Origin of the sequence: Virgibacillus aidingensis (assembly GCF_010994035.1) — a bacterium.
Classification (GTDB): domain Bacteria; phylum Bacillota; class Bacilli; order Bacillales; family Amphibacillaceae; genus Virgibacillus_N.
Genome location: NZ_WIXN01000005.1, coordinates 68,263 through 86,629 on the forward strand (window position 1 = coordinate 68,263; position 18,367 = coordinate 86,629).

The following is an 18,367-nucleotide window of genomic DNA, read 5'->3' on the forward strand; positions in this document are numbered from 1 at the left end:
ACCAAAGTACCACTGGATCCCGGAAGAAAGCCTGGTTTTCTAAAATAAGGAGGAGTGCTGGTATGCAACATTTTATCTCTGTTGATCAGCTGACGGAAGATGAGTTATATGCCTTGTTCGAAACTGCAGAAAGCTACCGTTTCAGACAGATTATAAAACCATACAACCAGTTGTTTGCAGCAAATTTATTTTTTGAACCAAGTACACGTACCAAAATGAGTTTTATTGTGGCAGAAAAAAAACTGGGTATGGAAATGCTGGATCATCATAACGAAAACTCCAGTACAAGGAAAGGAGAGTCATTATATGATACGGCTAAAACATATGAGGCCATAGGCGCAGACGTCCTGGTTATCAGAGATGCATCTGATGATTGGATAGAAGATATTTCTGACAGTATTTCTATTCCGATCATTAACGCGGGTGCCGGCCAAAAAGAGCATCCGACTCAATGCATGCTTGATCTCCTTACAATTTTTCAGGAATACGGAAGCTTTGACGGGTTAAAAATTGTAATTGCCGGAGATATAAAGCACAGCAGGGTTGCTCATTCCAATGCTGCTGCACTGAATAGACTTGGTGCTGAAGTATATTTAAGTGCAGCACCGGGATTTGAAGACACGTCATTGGACTTTCCATATATTTCGATGGATAAGGCAGCTGAAATGGCTGACGTGATAATGCTCCTCAGAATTCAGCATGAAAGACATGGGGTTTCCTGCAGCATGGATAATTATTTGGACCAGTACGGTTTAACGATAGAACGGGAAAGAAAAATGAAAAACGAGGCGATTATTCTTCACCCCGCGCCGGTTAACCGCGGAGTAGAAATTGATACGGATCTGGTGGAGTGTGAACGGTCAAGAATCTTTAAGCAGATGAACAACGGTGTTTATATTAGAATGGCAATCATTACTAAATTATTGGAAGATCGGGGGAGTACAAATGAAAATACTATTAACCAATGTCAAACGGCTTTCCTCAGCGTATAAACAGGAAGCAATACAAATCCTGATTGAAGAGGGAAAAATCAAAAAAATAGCTCCGCAAATTGAAGAAGGAGCACAAAAAATTATTGATGGAAAAGGAAAGCTGGTTTTACCGGGATTTATCGATGTTCACATTCATCTAAGGGAGCCTGGCGGGGAATATAAAGAAACGATCGAAACAGGCACGAAAGCGGCAGCCAGGGGAGGATTTACCACGGTATGCGCCATGCCGAATACAAATCCTGTCCCTGATAGTGCGGAAAAAGTCCGGGACTTATTTGACAGAATCAAAGAAAAAGCAGTTGTTCGTGTACTCCCATATGCTTCGATTACAAAACATCTGCAGGGTAAGGAATTAACAAATATAAAGGAAATCGCAGAGGAAGGTGTTTTTGCATTTACGGATGATGGAGTCGGAATTCAGACAGCAGATGTAATGCTCACTGCCATGAAGGAAGCAGCTGCTGCAGGTAAACCGGTTGTTGCTCATTGTGAGGATAACTCCATTGTGTATGAAGGTGTGATGCATGACGGGAAAGTGAGTAAAGAGCGGGATCTTCCCGGCATTCCTTCCCTCAGCGAATCTGTGCAAATCGCCCGGGATGTGCTGCTTGCGGAAGCTTCCGGCTGCCATTACCATGTCTGCCATGTAAGTACAAAAGAATCTGTCCGTGTGATCCGGGATGCGAAAAAAGCAGGCATACATGTCACCGCAGAAGTTACACCACACCACCTGATTCTAAATGAAACACACATTACAGAGGATGATGCAAACTTTAAAATGAATCCGCCGCTCCGGGCAAAGGAGGATCAGGAAGCCTTGCTGGAAGGACTCCTGGACGGTACTATAGACTTTATCGCTACAGATCATGCACCTCACGGGGAAGAAGAAAAGTCGCGCGGTTTTCTGAAAGCACCATTTGGAATAACCGGGCTGGAAACAGCATTTGCTCTGCTGTACACTCATTTAGTCAAAACTAATAAAGTAAAACTGCATCAATTAGTTGAATGGCTGACAGTTAAACCGGCAGATGCATTTGATCTGCCATATGGACGACTCGAAGAAAACAGCGCAGCCGATCTGACCATCGTCGATTTGGGTAAAACAACCATCATTGACAGGGAAACATTTTATTCCAAGGGTAAAAATACACCTTTTCACCAGTGGGAAACAGCAGGAATGCCGGTGCTCACGATGGCAGAAGGAGAAATTGTTTTTCAGGAGGACAGCTATGAATAAACGGCAATTGGTGCTTGAAGATGGTACTGTTTTTATCGGTGAGGGCTTCGGGAGTGAACAGACAGCAAAGGGAGAAATAGTTTTTAATACAGGGATGACAGGCTATCAGGAGGTAATTTCCGATCCTTCCTATTGCGGGCAAATTGTTATGATGACGTATCCGCTTATCGGCAATTACGGTATTAACCTCGATGACTTTGAAACGGTAACACCCTTTTTACACGGTTTGATTGTAAAAGAAGCAAGCCGCATGCCATCCAATTTTCGAAGCGAAGAAAGTATTCATGCATATTTAAAGGAAAATGATATTCCGGGTCTGGCTGGTATAGATACCAGGAAGCTAACCAGGATTATCCGAAAATACGGAACGATGAAGGCTGTAATGACAGACCTGGACAAATCACCCGGGGCATTAGTCGAAGAAATGAAACATGCACCTTTACCGGTGAATCAGGTGGAAACAACATCAACGCTGAAGCCGTATGTCGTTCCGGGAAGAGGAAAAAGAATTGTTGTGGTGGACTTTGGCATGAAGCACGGTATTTTGCGGGAGTTAACTAAACGGGACTGCCATCTTACTGTCGTGCCATACAATTACAGCGCAAATAGTATTCTGCGCCTGAAACCGGACGGCATCATGCTGACTAATGGTCCGGGAGATCCGAAAAATGTACCTGAGGCTGTGGAAATGATTAAGCAGGTAATTGGCAGTATTCCTGTATTTGGCATATGTCTCGGCCATCAATTGCTGGCACTGGCAAGCGGGGCCGATACAGAAAAAATGAAATTCGGACATCGGGGAGCCAATCATCCGGTCAAGGATCTCAGGACTGGAAAAACCTATATCACCCCGCAAAATCACAGCTACTCAGTTACAAAAGACACACTTACTCAGGCGAATCTGGAATTAACCCAGCAATCTTTGAATGATGGAACGGTGGAAGGAATTGCTCATAAACAATACCGCGCATTTTCCGTGCAGTACCATCCGGAAAGTGCTCCGGGACCTGAGGATACCGGTTATTTATTTGATGAATTTCTGAAAATGACTGATTCAGAACACTGGAACAGAGGGGAGAAAACGCATGCCTAAAAATGAAAACATCCAAAAAATTCTCGTCATCGGCTCTGGACCAATCGTAATTGGACAGGCAGCGGAATTCGATTATTCCGGTACACAAGCATGCCAGGCATTAAAAGAAGAAGGGTATACAGTTGTACTGGCAAACTCCAACCCTGCGACAATCATGACAGATACCACTGTGGCCGATAAAGTATATATGGAGCCGCTAACTGTGGAATTTTTAACAAAAATCATTCGAAAAGAACGACCTGATGCCCTTCTTCCAACACTTGGCGGACAAACCGGCTTAAATTTGGCGGTTTCCCTGGAGGAAACAGGCATACTTCAAGAATATGAAGTGGAATTGCTTGGTACTTCACTGGAGGCTATTCAAAAGGCGGAAGATCGGGATAAGTTCAGAAGCCTGATGCAGGAAATTGGGGAACCTGTTCCAGACAGTCAAATCGTCAATTCAGTGGAAGAAGCAGTTGATTTTGCAGTAAAAATCGGTTTTCCGCTGATTGTCCGTCCTGCCTATACGCTTGGCGGCACAGGCGGCGGCATGTGCTATGATGAGGCAGAATTAAGGGAAATAACCCGCAATGGTCTCTCTTTGTCTCCGGTGAATCAATGTTTAATTGAGAAAAATATCGCCGGATATAAAGAAATTGAATACGAAGTGATGAGGGACCGCAATGATCAGGCCATTGTAGTATGCAATATGGAAAATGTGGACCCCGTCGGAATACATACCGGAGATTCCATTGTGGTTGCACCATCGCAAACGCTCAGTGACAGGGAATATCAGCTGCTCAGAAATGCCTCGCTGAAAATTATCCGGGCGCTGAAAATAGAAGGTGGCTGCAATGTACAGCTTGCACTGGATCCATACAGCTTTAATTATTACATTATTGAAGTAAATCCGCGTGTCAGCAGATCTTCGGCACTGGCATCCAAAGCAACCGGCTATCCTATTGCAAAAATGGCTGCAAAAATAGCGGTTGGCCTGACAATGGATGAAATTATTAATCCTATAACCGGAACGACGTATGCTTGTTTTGAACCCGCACTTGACTATGTTGTTGCTAAAATACCGCGTTTTCCTTTTGATAAATTTATCACCGGCGACCGTTCACTTGGGACGCAAATGAAAGCAACAGGGGAAATTATGGCAATCGGAAGAAACGTTGAGGAAGCCCTGCAAAAGGGAGTAAGATCGCTGGATGCAGGATCAGAGCAGCTTTGGCTGGAACAGCTGACTCAAGTGCCGGAAAAAATATTGAAACAACGCATGCAAAAAGCAGATGATGAACGTCTATTCGTTTTGGCGGAATTGTTCCGGAGGGGGATGACCGTAGACGAGGCCTTTAACATCACAAAAATAGACCGTTTCTTTCTTGACAAATTGAGAAACCTGATTCAACTGGAAAAAAACCTCGCAGCTCATCCGTTTTCAACAGAATTATTAAAAAAGGCAAAGCAGCTTGGGTTTTCGGATGCACATATTGCCAGGATGTGGAATACTGATGCAGATGAAGTTTACCACTTGCGTGTCTCAACCGGGATGACACCCGTCTACAAAATGGTGGATACATGTGCGGCTGAATTTGAGTCGGAAACGCCATATTTTTACAGCACCTATGAGGAAGAAAATGAATCACTGCCCTCTGAACGCGAAAAGATTCTTGTGCTCGGATCCGGCCCTATCCGAATAGGACAGGGGATAGAATTTGACTATGCAACGGTGCATTCTGTCCTTGCTATTAAAGAAATGGGCTATGAAGCCATTATTATGAATAATAATCCCGAAACAGTTTCCACGGATTTCAGTATTTCCGATAAACTTTACTTTGAACCTTTAACACTGGAAGATGTCATGCATGTGGTTGAATTGGAAAAGCCGGCAGGGGCCATTGTACAATTTGGCGGGCAGACAGCGATTAACCTTGCATCAGGGCTAAAGCGAAGGGGAGTAAAAATTTTAGGAACAGACCTTGAGTCAATCGACAAGGCGGAAGACCGGGATAAATTTGAGATTCTCCTTGACGAACTTAACCTGCTGCGCCCAAAAGGAAAAACAGTTTTACAGATGGAGCAGGCGATGGAGACGGCAAATACTATCGGTTATCCTGTTTTGGTAAGACCATCTTATGTAATTGGCGGCAGCCGGATGGAAATTGTATATAATGACAACGAACTAATCGCCTACCTGGATAAAAATAAGGTGACAAATGAGCATCCCGTATTAATAGATAAATATGTAACCGGGATTGAAGTGGAAGTGGATGCCATCAGCGATGGAGAAACTACCATTATCCCCGGCATAATGGAGCATATTGAAAGGTCGGGCGTTCATTCCGGAGATTCCATTGCTGTATATCCGCCTCAGCGGCTCAGCCCGGAAGTAAAACAAAAATGTCTTGATGCCACTGCAAAGATTGCCGGAGCATTACATGTGAAAGGGTTAATCAATATACAGTTTATTATAAGAGATGAAGAAGCCTATGTGCTTGAAGTAAATCCGCGGGCAAGCAGAACAATCCCTTTTTTAAGTAAAATTACCGGGATTACCATGGCCAACATGGCAACTAAATGTATTTTGGGCATGAAACTGTCCGATTTGGGCTATGAAACGAACATTCTGCCCGAGGGTAATCAGGTTGCCGTAAAGGTTCCTGTATTTTCTTTTGAAAAACTGCGCAGTGTTGATACAATTCTTGGACCGGAAATGAAATCGACCGGGGAAGCTATCGGGTATGACAAAACATTGGAAAAAGCACTGTATAAAGGCCTCGTTGCTTCCGGCTTAACCGTGCCGCAGGAAGGTGCTGTACTTTTAACAGTGGCAGACAAAGATAAACAGGAAACCTTGCAGATTGCCAGGCGTTTTCACCAATTGGGCTTCCAGTTATTTGCTACAGAAGGAACAGCTGCTTTTGTTGGAAAAACCGGAATACCTATTACAGAAGTGGCAAAAATCGGCTCAGACGAACCAAATGTATTGTCCATTATCGAAAAAGGTGACGTACAATTTGTCATCAATACGTTAACTTCCGGAATACAGCCGCGTTCGGACGGCTTTAAAATACGACGTGAGTCGGTGGAGCACGGGATAGCCTGTTTAACGAACCTGGATACTGCAAGTGCAATATTAAATGTGATAGATTCCATGACATTTCATGCAAAACCGATGACAAAACAAGGGGTTGGTGCATCATGAAAAAAGCAGAAGAAATGCAAATTATAAAGGCGTCGGAAATTGCACGGGATACGGTGGAAATGGTACTAAGGAACCGGTATATCAGTCAACATGCTGCACCGGGACAGTTTTTGCATATCCATGTTGAGGGGCATACATTGCGCCGCCCCATTTCGATTGCAGATGTAAACCACGAGGAAGAAACGGTTACGATTTTATTTAAAATTGTTGGCTCGGGAACACGACAATTGGCTGCTAACAGGCCGGGTATGTCAATCAATGCTCTCGGTCCAAACGGAAATGGGTTTCCCGTTCTTGCGCAGCCCGGGAAAACAGTGCTGCTTGCGGGAGGAGGAATTGGTGTTCCTCCCCTTTATTATCTTGGAAAAACATTAAAAAGTAATGGAGTCAAACTGATTTCCATTCTCGGTTTCCAGTCCAAAGTTGATATTTTTTACGAGAAAGAATTCAGTCAGCTTGGAACAACTTTTATCGTTACAGATGACGGTTCCTACGGGGGAAAAGGGTTCGTGACCGATGTGCTGGATGATACAGGATTGTTTGAACTGTATTACTCCTGCGGTCCTGGGCCAATGCTTCAGGCAATGACAGAAAAGCTGAAGGGGAAACCCGGATATATTTCCCTGGAAGAGCGGATGGGATGCGGTGTTGGAACCTGCCTTGCCTGTGTCATCCCAGCCAGTAATGGAGACGGGTATAAAAAAATTTGCAAAGATGGACCGGTGTTCCATGCCGGGGAGGTATCTTTATGACGAATTTATCCATTCAGCTGCCCGGCTTACAATTGAAAAATCCAATCATGCCCGCCTCAGGCTGCTTCGGTTTTGGCCGAGAATACAGTGAATTTTATGATCTTGGAAAACTGGGGGCAGTCATGATGAAAGCTGCCACAGGCGATGAAAGATTCGGAAATGACACTCCAAGGGTTGCAGAAACCGCATCAGGCATGCTGAACGCAATTGGTCTGCAAAACCCCGGGATAAAAAAAATTTTGGAAACTGAAGTCCCTTTTCTTTCCGATTATGGTATGCCTATCATTGCAAATGTAGCGGGAAGCACACCGGAGGAGTATGAGAAGGTAGCTGCTGCTTTTAATGAAACGGATCAGGTACATGCACTGGAATTGAATATTTCCTGTCCGAATGTGAAAGAGGGCGGTGTTCAATTCGGTACAGATCCGGTGATGGCTGCCGAAGTAACGGAAAAAGTAAAAAGGGCAAGCAACCTGCCTGTTTATGTGAAGCTCTCTCCCAATGCAGGAGATATCGTTGGGATGGCAAAGGCAGTGGAAAATGCAGGAGCAGACGGATTATCCATGATTAACACGATAACAGGAATGCAGATACATCTGCCGAGTAAACGCCCTTTGCTTGCAAATCAAACCGGCGGATTATCCGGTCCTGCGATCAAACCGGTTGCCATAAGAATGATTTATGAAGTCAAACAGGCAGTAAACATTCCCATTATTGGCATGGGAGGTATTACCAATGCAGAAGATGTTCTGGAATTTCTGCTTGCAGGCGCCAGTGCCGTGGCAGTGGGTACGGCAAATTTTCAGAACCCGTTTGCATGCCCCGATATCATTGACGCCCTTCCGGAAACATTAAGGAAGTATGGTTTTCATTCTGTGCAGGAGGCAGTCGGAAAGGGGATTATCTCATGAAGCATCCCATTTTTATTGCATTGGATTTTCCAGACTGGAATGACGCGGAGCTTTTCCTGAAAGAAAATGAATTTGCTGGCGTGCCGGTCAAGGTAGGCATGGAGCTATTTTACCGGGAAGGTCCGCACGTGATAGAAAAGTTAAAGGAAAATAATCATCCTGTCTTTCTTGATTTAAAACTGCATGATATTCCGACAACAGTAATGCGGGCGATGGCTAATCTGGCCAGTATGGAAGTGGACATTGTCAATGTGCATGCATTTGGCGGGAGAGAGATGATAAAGCGGGCAAAAGAGGGCTTGATGCATCCATCAACCAGCCATGAGGTCAAACTCCTGGCAGTTACGATCCTTACTTCCATGGATGAAAAAACAATGAATAAAGAGCTTTTATTACCCGGAAGCCTGCGGACAAACGCTGTTCATTTGGCGTCAATGGCAAGCGACAGCGGGGCAGACGGTGTCGTTTGTTCGGTCCATGAAGCGCGCTCGATAAAGGAGGCATGCGGTCCCGGCTTTTTGACACTGACACCGGGCATTCGTCTTGATAAAACTGAGCAGCATGATCAGAAACGAGTTGCGACACCGCAATTTGCCCGGGAAAACGGGTCAGACATGCTAGTCATCGGAAGGAGTATTACAAAAGCGGATTATCCGCATCAAAGCTATGTACAAGCAGTAAAGGAGTGGGAAAATGGGCTTAAATCATGATTTGGCAAGGGATTTATTAAGCATAAAAGCGGTTCAGATTAATCCAGATCACTATTTTACCTGGACATCCGGCATAAAATCACCGATCTATTGTGATAACCGACTAACCATGTCATACCCTTTCATCCGGAAAAAAATTACGAAAGCATTTGTTGAACTTGTGGAGAAAGAAGAGGAAAAGCCGGATGTTATTGCGGGATGTGCAACAGCTGGAATCCCCCATGCTGCATGGCTTGCGGATGAACTTCATCTTCCTATGGTTTATGTGCGTTCCAAACCAAAAGCCCATGGGAAAGGAAACCAAATAGAGGGTGAAATAAAAGAAGGACAAAAAGTGCTGGTGATTGAAGACCTGATTTCCACCGGCGGATCATCTATTGATACAGCGAATGCCCTAAGAAAAGCAGGTATGGAGGTTATTGGCGTCTTTGCTATTTTTACTTATGGCATCAGGCAGTCAGCGGCTTCTTTTGTCGGGGAAAACCTGAAACTCAGGACCCTTACCGATTTTGATCAGTTAATAGATGTTTTAGCGGAAGATGGGGAACTCCAGGAGAAAGATAAAAAGAAACTGCTGGAGTGGAGAAATGGGTTGTAGAAGTTTATTCTCGGTGTAAATGAAAAACATGGGATACTTTTTACTGAAGTAACCCATGTTTTTATTCGAAAGCGGGTGAGTGGGATTTCCCTAATTTCATCATGTAATCCTTAAAATCCAAAGTTATCCAATTATCCTATAACGTACATAAAACGAACCATTCATCAATCGTAAAATGCTGGATCTTCCCATTTTCAATTTCTATATTAAAATATTGTTTTACATCATTAGAAGCATTCATTATAAATTCTTCCACAATTTTTTGTTCCTCTTCACTGCCTGACGTCCGATTTACCCACTCCCCATAGGGCAGCATTTTTCTTCTCTTTTGCTCATGAAGGATTTCCATTTTAGTTTCAGATAAAAGTTCTTTCCATTCACTTATTTTTAGTGAACGGACATGGCTGTAATCCCGGATTTTTTCCAGTTTATTAATAAAAGCATCATATTTTTCATCAGCTGGAGCTACGTTATCAATCAGTAAAAATTTTCCCTTTTCCTTTAATACACGCTTTACTTCACGTATGAACTGATCGGGGTGTGGAAAATGATGTGCAGCAATCCGGCAGGTAACAATACCAAAGGTATGATTTAAAAATGGCAGCTGCTCTGCATCAGCAATGACATAATCAATATTCGAATATCCACTTAGATGATCAGCTGTATTTTCCAGCATTTCCTTAGTAATATCTGTTGCAACCACTCTTGTCACATATGGTGAAAGTTGTTTTGCAGTATGCCCTCCGCCTGTGGCAATATCCAATGCAATCATACCGGCTTTTGGATTCAGCCATTCGGTTAACAGAGTCAAATCCCTGCTATTACTATGGGTACTGCTTGATACGTATGCTTTTCTGTTTTTCGAAAACATACGTTTAGCATCCTTTTTTACTGACATATTTACCATCCTTTCCCTATATAAATATCATATGATGATTAATGCAATAAGTAAAATAGTAGTTTATAATAAATAATAATAACTAATACTTATCCAAGGAAGATGAATATGAGAATAGATGACTATGCATTATTATTAAAATTACATGAAATAGGCACCATCAGGGGGACTGCCAAAGCAGTGCTTATTTCCCAGCCTGCGGTTACCCAGCGCTTAAAATATATCGAGGATTACTTTGACAGAATGATATTTATTCGCACACCCAAGCGGTTGATACCTACACCTGCCGGGGAACTTATTTTAAAACATGCCGAAAAAATAATAGAAAAAGAAAAAGAAATAAAGAACAGCCTTGCACAATCCAGCGAAGAGGTGCAGGGGACATTATCGATTGCCTGTTCTTCCCTGATCAGCCAGCGTTTTCTGCCGATGATTTTAGGTCAATTTACAAACCACTACCCAAAAGTTGCGATTGAACTTGTAACAGGCATCAGTGAAGATATAAAACGCCATCATAAGAAGTATCATGTATGCATTATCCGTGGCGAAAAACTAAAAGAGAGTGTTTCTACCCGTTTATTTGATGATCCGCTTTATATTTTTGATACGGAACCATTTCCTGAAAAAGGTATAAAAGAAAGACCATTGATAGCCTTCAACAGTGACGACAGCATGCATGAACTAGTGGACAACTGGCTCTATCATCATCAGGAGGATATTAAGCCCGTGAAAACAATTACAGTGGATCAGATAGAAACTTGTAAACAATTTATGAAACAGGGACTGGGAATGGCAGTCCTGCCTGAAAGTGTGTCTGATTCAATGAAAAAAGATTACCCGCATTTGCCGCTGACTTTAAATGGAGAGCCAGTTACAAGAGCTACATGGCTTTGCTATCAGGAAGGCATAAAAGAGCTGCCGCAAGTCAATCATTTTATTGAAGCTTTAAAAAATTATTCGTTTCTAAAACAGCGGTTGGATTAGATTGCTGCCTTAGTCTGTGTTAAGTTTTACGAACCGGATAATAAGGAATACTATAAGCAGACAATAAAAAGGAGTGTTATTCATGAGTGAAGTAATATTTACTAGCAGCGCTACTGCAAAAGGCGGCAGGGAAGGACATGTAACTTCCGGCAACGGGATCATCGATTTAAATCTGGTAAATCCGGCTGATAACACTTCCGGCAGCGGTACAAATCCGGAAGAATTATTTGCTGCGGGCTATGCTGCATGTTTTGACGGAGCTTTGAATCTGGTTGCTTCGAAAAAAAGAAAAAGCATAGATTCGGAGACAACAGCAGAGGTTGATTTTATGAAGGATGAGGAAGATGGCGGTTCTAAAATAGGAGTTCAGTTAAATATACAGATAAATGGAGTAAGTCCGGAGGAAGCAAGAGATTTAGCGGAAGCAGCACATAAGGTTTGCCCGTATTCAAAAGCAACAAGGGGAAATATAGAGGTTAAATTAAATCCGAAAGCAGTGGAGATCAGGGGTTAATCCTACCGGGGGTTAATCCCTTTTTTTCTATGCCGGAAACTTGCCTGCTGTAAATGGAGGGGAGTTTGTTATAGTATAATTGAATGTATATAAATTATTTATGACTTATGGGGGAAATGAAATGAAAAAAAGCAGTTGTCGCCTACGATAATTCACCATTAAGCAAGAAAGGAATAGATGAAACTAAAAGTTTGGCTTTAATGTCTGTGCTGTCTAAGGTTCATTTTGTTTCTGTCATGAAGCTGAAAAGCATTAGCTTAAATAAACTAAGAAACCCGCAAGGTGATGGAACTGTAGTTGAAAGGTATTATTCCAAAGAAATAAATTCATTGGAGGAAACTTTTAAAGCAGACGGAATACCGGCTTATTCTGAAGTATTAATTGCCGCAGCAAATGAAAATCAATATTGGGGATAGAGGCTGAGACATTATTTAAGCAATCCACGTGAAATGCAAACAATAAACTAATCCAGCGGCGGAAATATACGCAGAGCCCTGTGGGAAGCAGGAGACCGGTGAGAGCCCACAGGGCGTTAGCCCCAAGAGGCTCGCTCCCCCCCCATCGGCAAAGCAGACACCGAGAAAACGACCAAAGGGAGTTTAAACGGATATCGCACTTGTGCCAATGTGGAAAGCGAAGTATATAAGCGCTGCTGTTGTTTGGATTTTAATAGATAAAATTACTTTTGCTCAGCCTCTTTTCTCCCAACCCTGATAACATGATACAACATAGTCATTTCCCGTTTCTTAATAAATCTACAATCTTTTTCTCCGGAGTGACAAAAACAGTTTTTTGATTATCGTAAATGACATAACCCGGCTTTGCCCCATTTGGTTTTCTAACATGCTTAACTTTTGTATAGTCAACAGGAACTGAGGAAGATTGCTGTGATTTACTGTAATAGGCAGCAATTACAGCAGCTTCCAATAATGTTTCTTCGGAAGGATCACTGGAACGTATGATGACATGTGAACCCGGTATATCCTTTGTGTGCAGCCATGTATCCTCTTTATGTGCAAGTTTCGCTGTGACATATTCATTTTGTTTATTGTTTTTGCCAACCAGTATAGTTGTTCCATCTGATGCCGTATATTTTTCCGGCACAGGCAGTTTTGGTTTGTTTTTTCCCTTTTTCTGTCTGATTTGTTTTTTCAGATAGCCTTCTTCCCTGAGTTCTTCCCGAATTTCCTCGATATCTTCCATATTGGCAACCTCAATTTGCTGAAGCAGTTGTTCCAGATACGTAATTTCTCTTTTTGTTTTGACGATTTCCCTGTCAATAATATCCTTGGACGTTTTTAACTTTTGATAAGTCTTGTAAAAGCTTTGCGCATTCTCGCTTGGCGTTTTATTCGGATTTAAATCTATGGTCAGCTCGCCCTGTTGCGGGTCGTAATAATCAGTCACCGTTACATGTGAATCGCCTTGTGAAACGAGATGCATATGTGCCGTCAGCAGTTCACCCATTTTTTGATAATGATCTTTGTTTTCCGCTTTTTTTAATGTTTGCCTATGTTTTTTCATCTTCCGGACATTTTTATCCTTCTCGTTTTTAATAAAACGGTATAGATCTTTTGTCTGCTGCTTAACTCTGTCCCGTTCTGCTTTTCCGGAGAAAAATTGATCGAGCATGCTGCTGGCAGATGAATAAGTTTCCTTTTCCCCTGATAAAAATGTGATGGGGATGACATGAAAATTCTCTTTATCATCCCGGTAGATTGAAGGCTCATAACGATGGGAATGGATCAGCTCCTGAATTTCAAGAAACTTTTCCATATATACCCGGGCATTCCCCAATTTTGCACGGGATACAATTTCTTTGGCAATGAACGGGGAGAAGCCAACGAAATGATTCACGATTTGTCCTTCCAATTTGCCTTCATTAAAATCAAGTTTTCGGATGAATTGTTCACCGTCTATTTCCAATGGATTCAGCTTATCCTGCATCGGCGGAAGCAAATAGTCATGTCCGGGTAAAATCGTCCGGTGCCTGTTCTGTGACACGGAAATATGTTTTAGGCTATCGATGATCATATCCCCATCGTTCAGGAGCATCACGTTGCTATGCTTTCCCATTAATTCCAGCATCAGCGTTTTATTGGAAATATCTCCAATTTCATTTCTGGCCTGTATGTGGAAAGAAACGATCCGTTCCATGCCATATTGCTTTATTTCTTTCAGCTGCGCTCCCAATATATGCTTTCTGAGCACCATGCAAAACATGGGTGCTTCCCTCGGATTTTGAAAAGATTCCGCTGTGATGTGAAAACGGGCGTAGGCTGGATGGATGGAAAAAAGCAGTGAATGATTTTTTCCATGGCTCCGGATGGTAAAAACAAGCTCGGTTGTGGTCGGCTGATATATTTTCGTAATTTTTCCCGGAGTCAGTTGTCTATTTAATTCCGCTGTTACCGCGCGGGTAACGATTCCGTCAAATGGCATAGAATCACCTCTTCCGTAATTATAGCATTTTTGCGGACAAGTCTGCATAGATATTATAAACAACAATGAAAAATCAAGTGGAAGATAAAGACAAGGACAGGCCAGATATGAAAATACCGTTATAGTGCTTATTTGGAGGAATGTATGATGAAATGGTATCAATTAGACGTGGAAAGCATAGAGAAAAAACTGCATGTATCCTCACACAAAGGGCTAAATGCAAAACAGGTGAACCAAAGGCGAAATCAATACGGGGAAAATACTTTACAGGGACAAAAAAAGCCTTCCAGGTGGTTAATATTTTTAAAACAATTTCAGGATTTTATGGTCCTGGTCCTATTGGCAGCAACTTTGATAGCTGGTCTTCTGGGAGAATATATTGATGCTATTGCTATTATGGTAATCGTTCTGATTAACGGATTTATAGGTTTTTTCCAGGAACAAAAAGCAGAAAAATCGATGGAGAAATTAAAAGAATTGTCCGCACCCATGGCCAACGTCCTTCGCCATGGAAAATGGGAAAGGCTGTTGTCCAAAGAAGTAGTTGTCGGGGACATTGTCAAAATAAATAGTGGCGACCGTATTCCAGCTGACGTCAGAATTATAAAATCAAACAGTATGGAAACAGAGGAATCCGCATTAACGGGGGAATCACTTCCGGTTATGAAGCACGCCACCGCAATACCGGGTGATAATCTGGATGCCCAGGATCAAGTGAATATGGGGTTTATGGGAACACTGGTTACCCGGGGCTCAGGTTTGGGGATCGTAGTGGGCACTGGCATGAACACGGTGATGGGTCAAATTGCCTCATTAATGGTAAATACGAAAAAAGTTATGACCCCGCTTGAACGAAAATTGGCCGAGCTTGGAAAAATATTAATCGTTGTTGCACTGCTGCTGACTGCCCTCGTAGTCGTACTTGGCGTATTGCAGGGTCATTCTGTCTACAATATGTTCTTGGCAGGTGTATCACTGGCCGTTGCAGCTATTCCCGAAGGACTTCCTGCCATTGTAACGGTTGCTTTATCATTGGGTGTGCAGCGTATGATCAGGAAAAAGGCAATTGTCCGAAAGCTTTCAGCTGTAGAAACGCTCGGCTGTGCCTCTGTTATTTGTTCCGATAAGACCGGTACCATGACTGAAAATCAAATGACAGTCAAAGAACTTTACTTAAATGGAGAAAACATCTATGTCTCCGGGGACGGCTATGATTTACGCGGGGATTATTTTCTCAACAGGAAAAAAATTGATGGAAAATTTCCCAATCTCAAATCCATGCTTTTAAATGGCATGCTATGCAATAACGCATCGCTTTTTGTTAAAAAGGGAAAGTACAATGTGGACGGTGACCCTACAGATGGTGCATTATTAATTGCTGCTAGAAAATTCGGGATTACACAAGGAACACCTGAAGCATACCGGATTATTAAGGAAATTCCTTTTGATTCCGATCGAAAGCGGATGAGTGTCATTGTGGAAGATGAGAATGGCATGCGTTTTTTGATTACAAAAGGAGCGCCTGATGTACTTCTTCCAAGGTCCGCATATTTCATGGATCGGGAAGGGCGCAAGGTGATGCGGCCATCTGATAAAAATGACATTGATCAAGCTGTGAATAATATGGCTAATAAGGCATTAAGAACCATTGCTATTGCTATACGCCCCATTTCCAAAAGCGATTCACTGAATACGCACTTTTTAGAAAAAGATCTTACTTTTCTGGGTGTTTATGGCATGATTGATCCGCCTAGGAAAGAAGTAAAGTCGGCTATTGAGGAATGTAAAGAGGCAGGGATAAAAACGGTCATGATTACCGGTGACCATGTGAAAACGGCTCAAGCCATTGCTAAAAACCTGAATCTGCTGCCTGAAGGAGGTTTGGTGCTCGAAGGATATCAGCTTAATAAAATGTCAGCGGAACAATTGGAGGATGTTATTGATGATACGTATGTATTTGCAAGGGTGACGCCTGAACATAAATTGAAAATCGTTAAAGCATTTCAAAACAGGGGACATATTGTGGCAATGACAGGGGATGGAGTAAATGATGCCCCGGCAATCAAGGCCAGTAATATTGGGATTAGCATGGGAATAAATGGTACGGATGTAACAAAAGAAGCATCCTCTCTCATTTTAATGGATGATAATTTTGCTACGATTAAATCAGCAATTAAAGAAGGCAGAAATATATATGAAAATATTCGTAAATTTATTCGATATTTACTGGCATCCAATGTCGGGGAAATATTAGTGATGTTATTTGCCATGTTGCTTGCAATGCCTCTGCCGCTAGTCCCTGTCCAAATACTTTGGGTTAATCTCGTAACGGACGGGCTGCCCGCCATGGCGCTGGGCCTGGATAAATCAGAAGGAGATGTGATGAAAAAGAAACCGAGAAATCCCATGGAGGGTATATTTGCAAGAGGCTTAGGGTATAAAATAATTTCCAGGGGGATACTGATCGGCGTAGTCACGTTAATTGCTTTTATGGCTGCTTATCAAAACAATCCGGATAACCTGATTTACGGCCAGACTGTAGCGTTCACTACTTTGGTTATGGCACAGCTAATTCACGTGTTTGACTGCCGAAGTGAAAGGTCCGTGTTTGCACGAAACCCATTTGAAAATATGTATCTTGTATTTGCTGTCCTATCTTCTTTATTACTGCTGTTGGTTGTTATATATTGGGAGCCGCTCCAGCCTATCTTCCATACAACTGCACTCAGTTTAAGTGACTGGATATTTATAGGGGCAATGAGCGCGATTCCTACTGTATTGTTTGGCTTTACTAAAAAATAAAAGTAAAAACCCCTCTGATTGTTATTTGTCAGAGGGATTTTGTTTGCAGAATTAAAGCAATATGAAGCAGGCTTTTCTAGTATTAGGCTAACTATATGGGATGGAAATTTGCACTGCAGGCGAAGGGGACAGTTTTCTTTCACATGCCATTAAAGTTATTTATCTGCCATGTATTATTAAATCTGCTGAGGTGCATATAAGGGGATCTTCAGTTGACGTTGGATCAAGGACATTACGCTGTCTGAAAAGTTGACTTTTACATTTAATATCCCCTTACCAAAAGTCTCTGTTTTCAATTTTAGTATCATTGGCGTATAATACAAATATGGGTGTGATCAGATGACAACAAGTATGACAGGCTATGGTGCAGATAAACTGCATATGGAAGACACTACAATTACTGTTGAAATTAAAACGGTAAATCATCGCTTTTTTGATTTTACGGCTAAAATACCACGTTCTTTGTTATTTCTGGAGGATGCAATCAAAAAAGAAATCCAATCTTATTTTCACAGGGGAAGAATAGAAATCTATATTAATATAGAAGGAAAAGGATTTGTGGAAAAAAGCCTGCAGACGGATTGGAATTTGCTGGGGCAATACATTCATGAAATGAAATTGGCTAAAAAACGGTATGGATTGACAGGAGAAATTCCAGCTACAATTATCTCCGCCATTCCGGATATTATCTCCATACAGGAAAAAGAACAGCAGCCCGGGGATTTACAGGATGCAATTATAAAAAGTGTGCAGCAGGCCTGCTCGCAGGTTTTGAGAATGAGAAAAAAAGAAGGTGCATTTCTGCAAAAAGATTTAATGGAAAGAATTAAAACAGTAACCGGACTGACTAGGGAAATAGAGGCTATGCGTCCGAAAATTATAGAAGGATATAAAGAACGGATTGCAGAAAGAATAGCAGCAAATATAACTAATACAGCAAATTTGGATGAAGACAGGGTCCAACAGGAAATTATATTGCTTGCGGAAAAAGGAGATATAACGGAAGAATTAACCCGTTTGTACAGTCACTTCAAACAATTTTCTTCCTTGCTGCAGCAAAAACAGGATACACCAATCGGCCGCAAATTGGATTTTATTGCACAGGAAATTCATCGCGAGGCGAATACCATCGGTTCTAAATCCACGGATGCCGCATTGAGCGAGAAAATGATATTATTAAAGAGTGAAATGGAAAAAATAAAAGAACAACTTCAAAATATTGAATAAAGGTTGTTTTTTGCCGG

General features: G+C 42.1%; 15 protein-coding genes. 13 read left to right on the forward strand and 2 right to left on the reverse strand.

Annotated elements, in window-relative coordinates; translation table 11 throughout:
• The first annotated feature begins 62 nt into the window (after nucleotides 1–62).
• The 8 genes from GHD25_RS05595 to pyrE are packed head-to-tail and all read left to right on the forward strand — an operon-like array spanning nucleotide 63 to nucleotide 9,483.
• Nucleotides 63–992 carry an aspartate carbamoyltransferase catalytic subunit gene (locus GHD25_RS05595; RefSeq protein WP_164215395.1) on the forward strand — a complete coding sequence of 310 codons (930 nt, stop codon included), beginning with the start codon at nucleotides 63–65 and terminating at the stop codon, nucleotides 990–992.
• Nucleotides 946–2,229, forward strand: coding sequence for a dihydroorotase (locus GHD25_RS05600; RefSeq protein ID WP_164215396.1), 1,284 nt, complete (start codon nucleotides 946–948; stop codon nucleotides 2,227–2,229). Before GHD25_RS05595 ends, GHD25_RS05600 begins: the two co-directional genes overlap by 47 nt.
• Nucleotides 2,222–3,322 (forward strand): carbamoyl phosphate synthase small subunit, encoded by a 1,101-nt coding sequence (locus GHD25_RS05605; protein ID WP_164215397.1) that lies wholly within the window; start codon nucleotides 2,222–2,224, stop codon nucleotides 3,320–3,322. Before GHD25_RS05600 ends, GHD25_RS05605 begins: the two co-directional genes overlap by 8 nt.
• Nucleotides 3,315–6,512: a carbamoyl-phosphate synthase large subunit gene (gene carB, locus GHD25_RS05610; protein WP_164215398.1), complete on the forward strand. Its 3,198-nt coding sequence runs from the start codon at nucleotides 3,315–3,317 to the stop codon at nucleotides 6,510–6,512. The genes GHD25_RS05605 and carB overlap by 8 nt, the downstream gene beginning before the upstream one ends.
• Nucleotides 6,509–7,264 carry a dihydroorotate dehydrogenase electron transfer subunit gene (locus tag GHD25_RS05615; protein WP_164215399.1) on the forward strand — a complete coding sequence of 252 codons (756 nt, stop codon included), beginning with the start codon at nucleotides 6,509–6,511 and terminating at the stop codon, nucleotides 7,262–7,264. The genes carB and GHD25_RS05615 overlap by 4 nt, the downstream gene beginning before the upstream one ends.
• The gene (locus GHD25_RS05620) at nucleotides 7,261–8,175 is read left to right on the forward strand and encodes a dihydroorotate dehydrogenase (RefSeq protein WP_164215400.1); all 915 of its coding nucleotides are present in this window, start codon (nucleotides 7,261–7,263) and stop codon (nucleotides 8,173–8,175) included. Before GHD25_RS05615 ends, GHD25_RS05620 begins: the two co-directional genes overlap by 4 nt.
• A complete protein-coding gene (gene pyrF / locus GHD25_RS05625) occupies nucleotides 8,172–8,885 on the forward strand; it encodes an orotidine-5'-phosphate decarboxylase (protein ID WP_164215401.1) in 714 nt (237 codons plus the stop codon). Before GHD25_RS05620 ends, pyrF begins: the two co-directional genes overlap by 4 nt.
• Complete coding sequence (gene pyrE, locus GHD25_RS05630; protein WP_164215402.1) at nucleotides 8,869–9,483, forward strand: orotate phosphoribosyltransferase; 615 nt, start codon at nucleotides 8,869–8,871, stop codon at nucleotides 9,481–9,483. The genes pyrF and pyrE overlap by 17 nt, the downstream gene beginning before the upstream one ends.
• 136 nt (nucleotides 9,484–9,619) lie before the next feature.
• Here pyrE and GHD25_RS05635 read toward each other — a convergent pair whose 3' ends face one another.
• The gene (locus tag GHD25_RS05635) at nucleotides 9,620–10,381 is read right to left on the reverse strand and encodes a class I SAM-dependent methyltransferase (RefSeq protein ID WP_240452228.1); all 762 of its coding nucleotides are present in this window, start codon (nucleotides 10,379–10,381) and stop codon (nucleotides 9,620–9,622) included.
• A gap of 108 nt (nucleotides 10,382–10,489) precedes the next feature.
• Here GHD25_RS05635 and GHD25_RS05640 point away from each other — a divergent pair, with 108 nt between their 5' ends.
• The 3 genes from GHD25_RS05640 (at nucleotide 10,490) to GHD25_RS05650 (ending at nucleotide 12,295) form a co-directional block, all read left to right on the forward strand.
• Nucleotides 10,490–11,365, forward strand: a complete 876-nt coding sequence (locus GHD25_RS05640; protein ID WP_164215404.1) for a LysR family transcriptional regulator — start codon at nucleotides 10,490–10,492, stop codon at nucleotides 11,363–11,365.
• Nucleotides 11,366–11,447: 82 nt separating this feature from the next.
• Complete coding sequence (locus GHD25_RS05645) at nucleotides 11,448–11,879, forward strand: organic hydroperoxide resistance protein (protein ID WP_164215405.1); 432 nt, start codon at nucleotides 11,448–11,450, stop codon at nucleotides 11,877–11,879.
• A 191-nt stretch (nucleotides 11,880–12,070) separates the two neighbouring features.
• Nucleotides 12,071–12,295 (forward strand): hypothetical protein, encoded by a 225-nt coding sequence (locus tag GHD25_RS05650; RefSeq protein WP_164215406.1) that lies wholly within the window; start codon nucleotides 12,071–12,073, stop codon nucleotides 12,293–12,295.
• Between the two features lie 316 nt (nucleotides 12,296–12,611).
• On the opposite strand, the gene GHD25_RS05655 is transcribed toward GHD25_RS05650, so the two are convergent.
• The gene (locus tag GHD25_RS05655; protein WP_164215407.1) at nucleotides 12,612–14,321 is read right to left on the reverse strand and encodes an Rqc2 family fibronectin-binding protein; all 1,710 of its coding nucleotides are present in this window, start codon (nucleotides 14,319–14,321) and stop codon (nucleotides 12,612–12,614) included.
• Between the two features lie 147 nt (nucleotides 14,322–14,468).
• Here GHD25_RS05655 and GHD25_RS05660 point away from each other — a divergent pair, with 147 nt between their 5' ends.
• Both GHD25_RS05660 and GHD25_RS05665 read left to right on the forward strand, forming a co-directional pair.
• A complete protein-coding gene (locus tag GHD25_RS05660) occupies nucleotides 14,469–17,123 on the forward strand; it encodes a calcium-translocating P-type ATPase, SERCA-type (protein ID WP_164215408.1) in 2,655 nt (884 codons plus the stop codon).
• A 339-nt stretch (nucleotides 17,124–17,462) separates the two neighbouring features.
• Entirely contained in the window at nucleotides 17,463–18,350 is an 888-nt protein-coding gene (locus GHD25_RS05665; RefSeq protein WP_164215409.1) for a YicC/YloC family endoribonuclease, read from the forward strand.
• Nucleotides 18,351–18,367 lie beyond the last annotated feature (17 nt).

Bases quoted from the DNA above. Each gene is read 5' to 3' on its own strand.
- GHD25_RS05645 (WP_164215405.1), top strand. From the start codon at position 11,448: ATGAGTGAAGTAATATTTACTAGCAGCGCTACTGCAAAAGGCGGCAGG.
- GHD25_RS05655 (WP_164215407.1), bottom strand. From the start codon at position 14,321: ATGCCATTTGACGGAATCGTTACCCGCGCGGTAACAGCGGAATTAAAT.
- pyrF (WP_164215401.1), top strand. From the start codon at position 8,172: ATGAAGCATCCCATTTTTATTGCATTGGATTTTCCAGACTGGAATGAC.
- GHD25_RS05635 (WP_240452228.1), bottom strand. From the start codon at position 10,381: ATGTCAGTAAAAAAGGATGCTAAACGTATGTTTTCGAAAAACAGAAAA.
- GHD25_RS05600 (WP_164215396.1), top strand. From the start codon at position 946: ATGAAAATACTATTAACCAATGTCAAACGGCTTTCCTCAGCGTATAAA.
- GHD25_RS05640 (WP_164215404.1), top strand. From the start codon at position 10,490: ATGAGAATAGATGACTATGCATTATTATTAAAATTACATGAAATAGGC.
- pyrE (WP_164215402.1), top strand. From the start codon at position 8,869: ATGGGCTTAAATCATGATTTGGCAAGGGATTTATTAAGCATAAAAGCG.
- GHD25_RS05620 (WP_164215400.1), top strand. From the start codon at position 7,261: ATGACGAATTTATCCATTCAGCTGCCCGGCTTACAATTGAAAAATCCA.
- GHD25_RS05595 (WP_164215395.1), top strand. From the start codon at position 63: ATGCAACATTTTATCTCTGTTGATCAGCTGACGGAAGATGAGTTATAT.
- GHD25_RS05615 (WP_164215399.1), top strand. From the start codon at position 6,509: ATGAAAAAAGCAGAAGAAATGCAAATTATAAAGGCGTCGGAAATTGCA.
- GHD25_RS05660 (WP_164215408.1), top strand. From the start codon at position 14,469: ATGAAATGGTATCAATTAGACGTGGAAAGCATAGAGAAAAAACTGCAT.
- GHD25_RS05605 (WP_164215397.1), top strand. From the start codon at position 2,222: ATGAATAAACGGCAATTGGTGCTTGAAGATGGTACTGTTTTTATCGGT.
- carB (WP_164215398.1), top strand. From the start codon at position 3,315: ATGCCTAAAAATGAAAACATCCAAAAAATTCTCGTCATCGGCTCTGGA.
- GHD25_RS05665 (WP_164215409.1), top strand. From the start codon at position 17,463: ATGACAACAAGTATGACAGGCTATGGTGCAGATAAACTGCATATGGAA.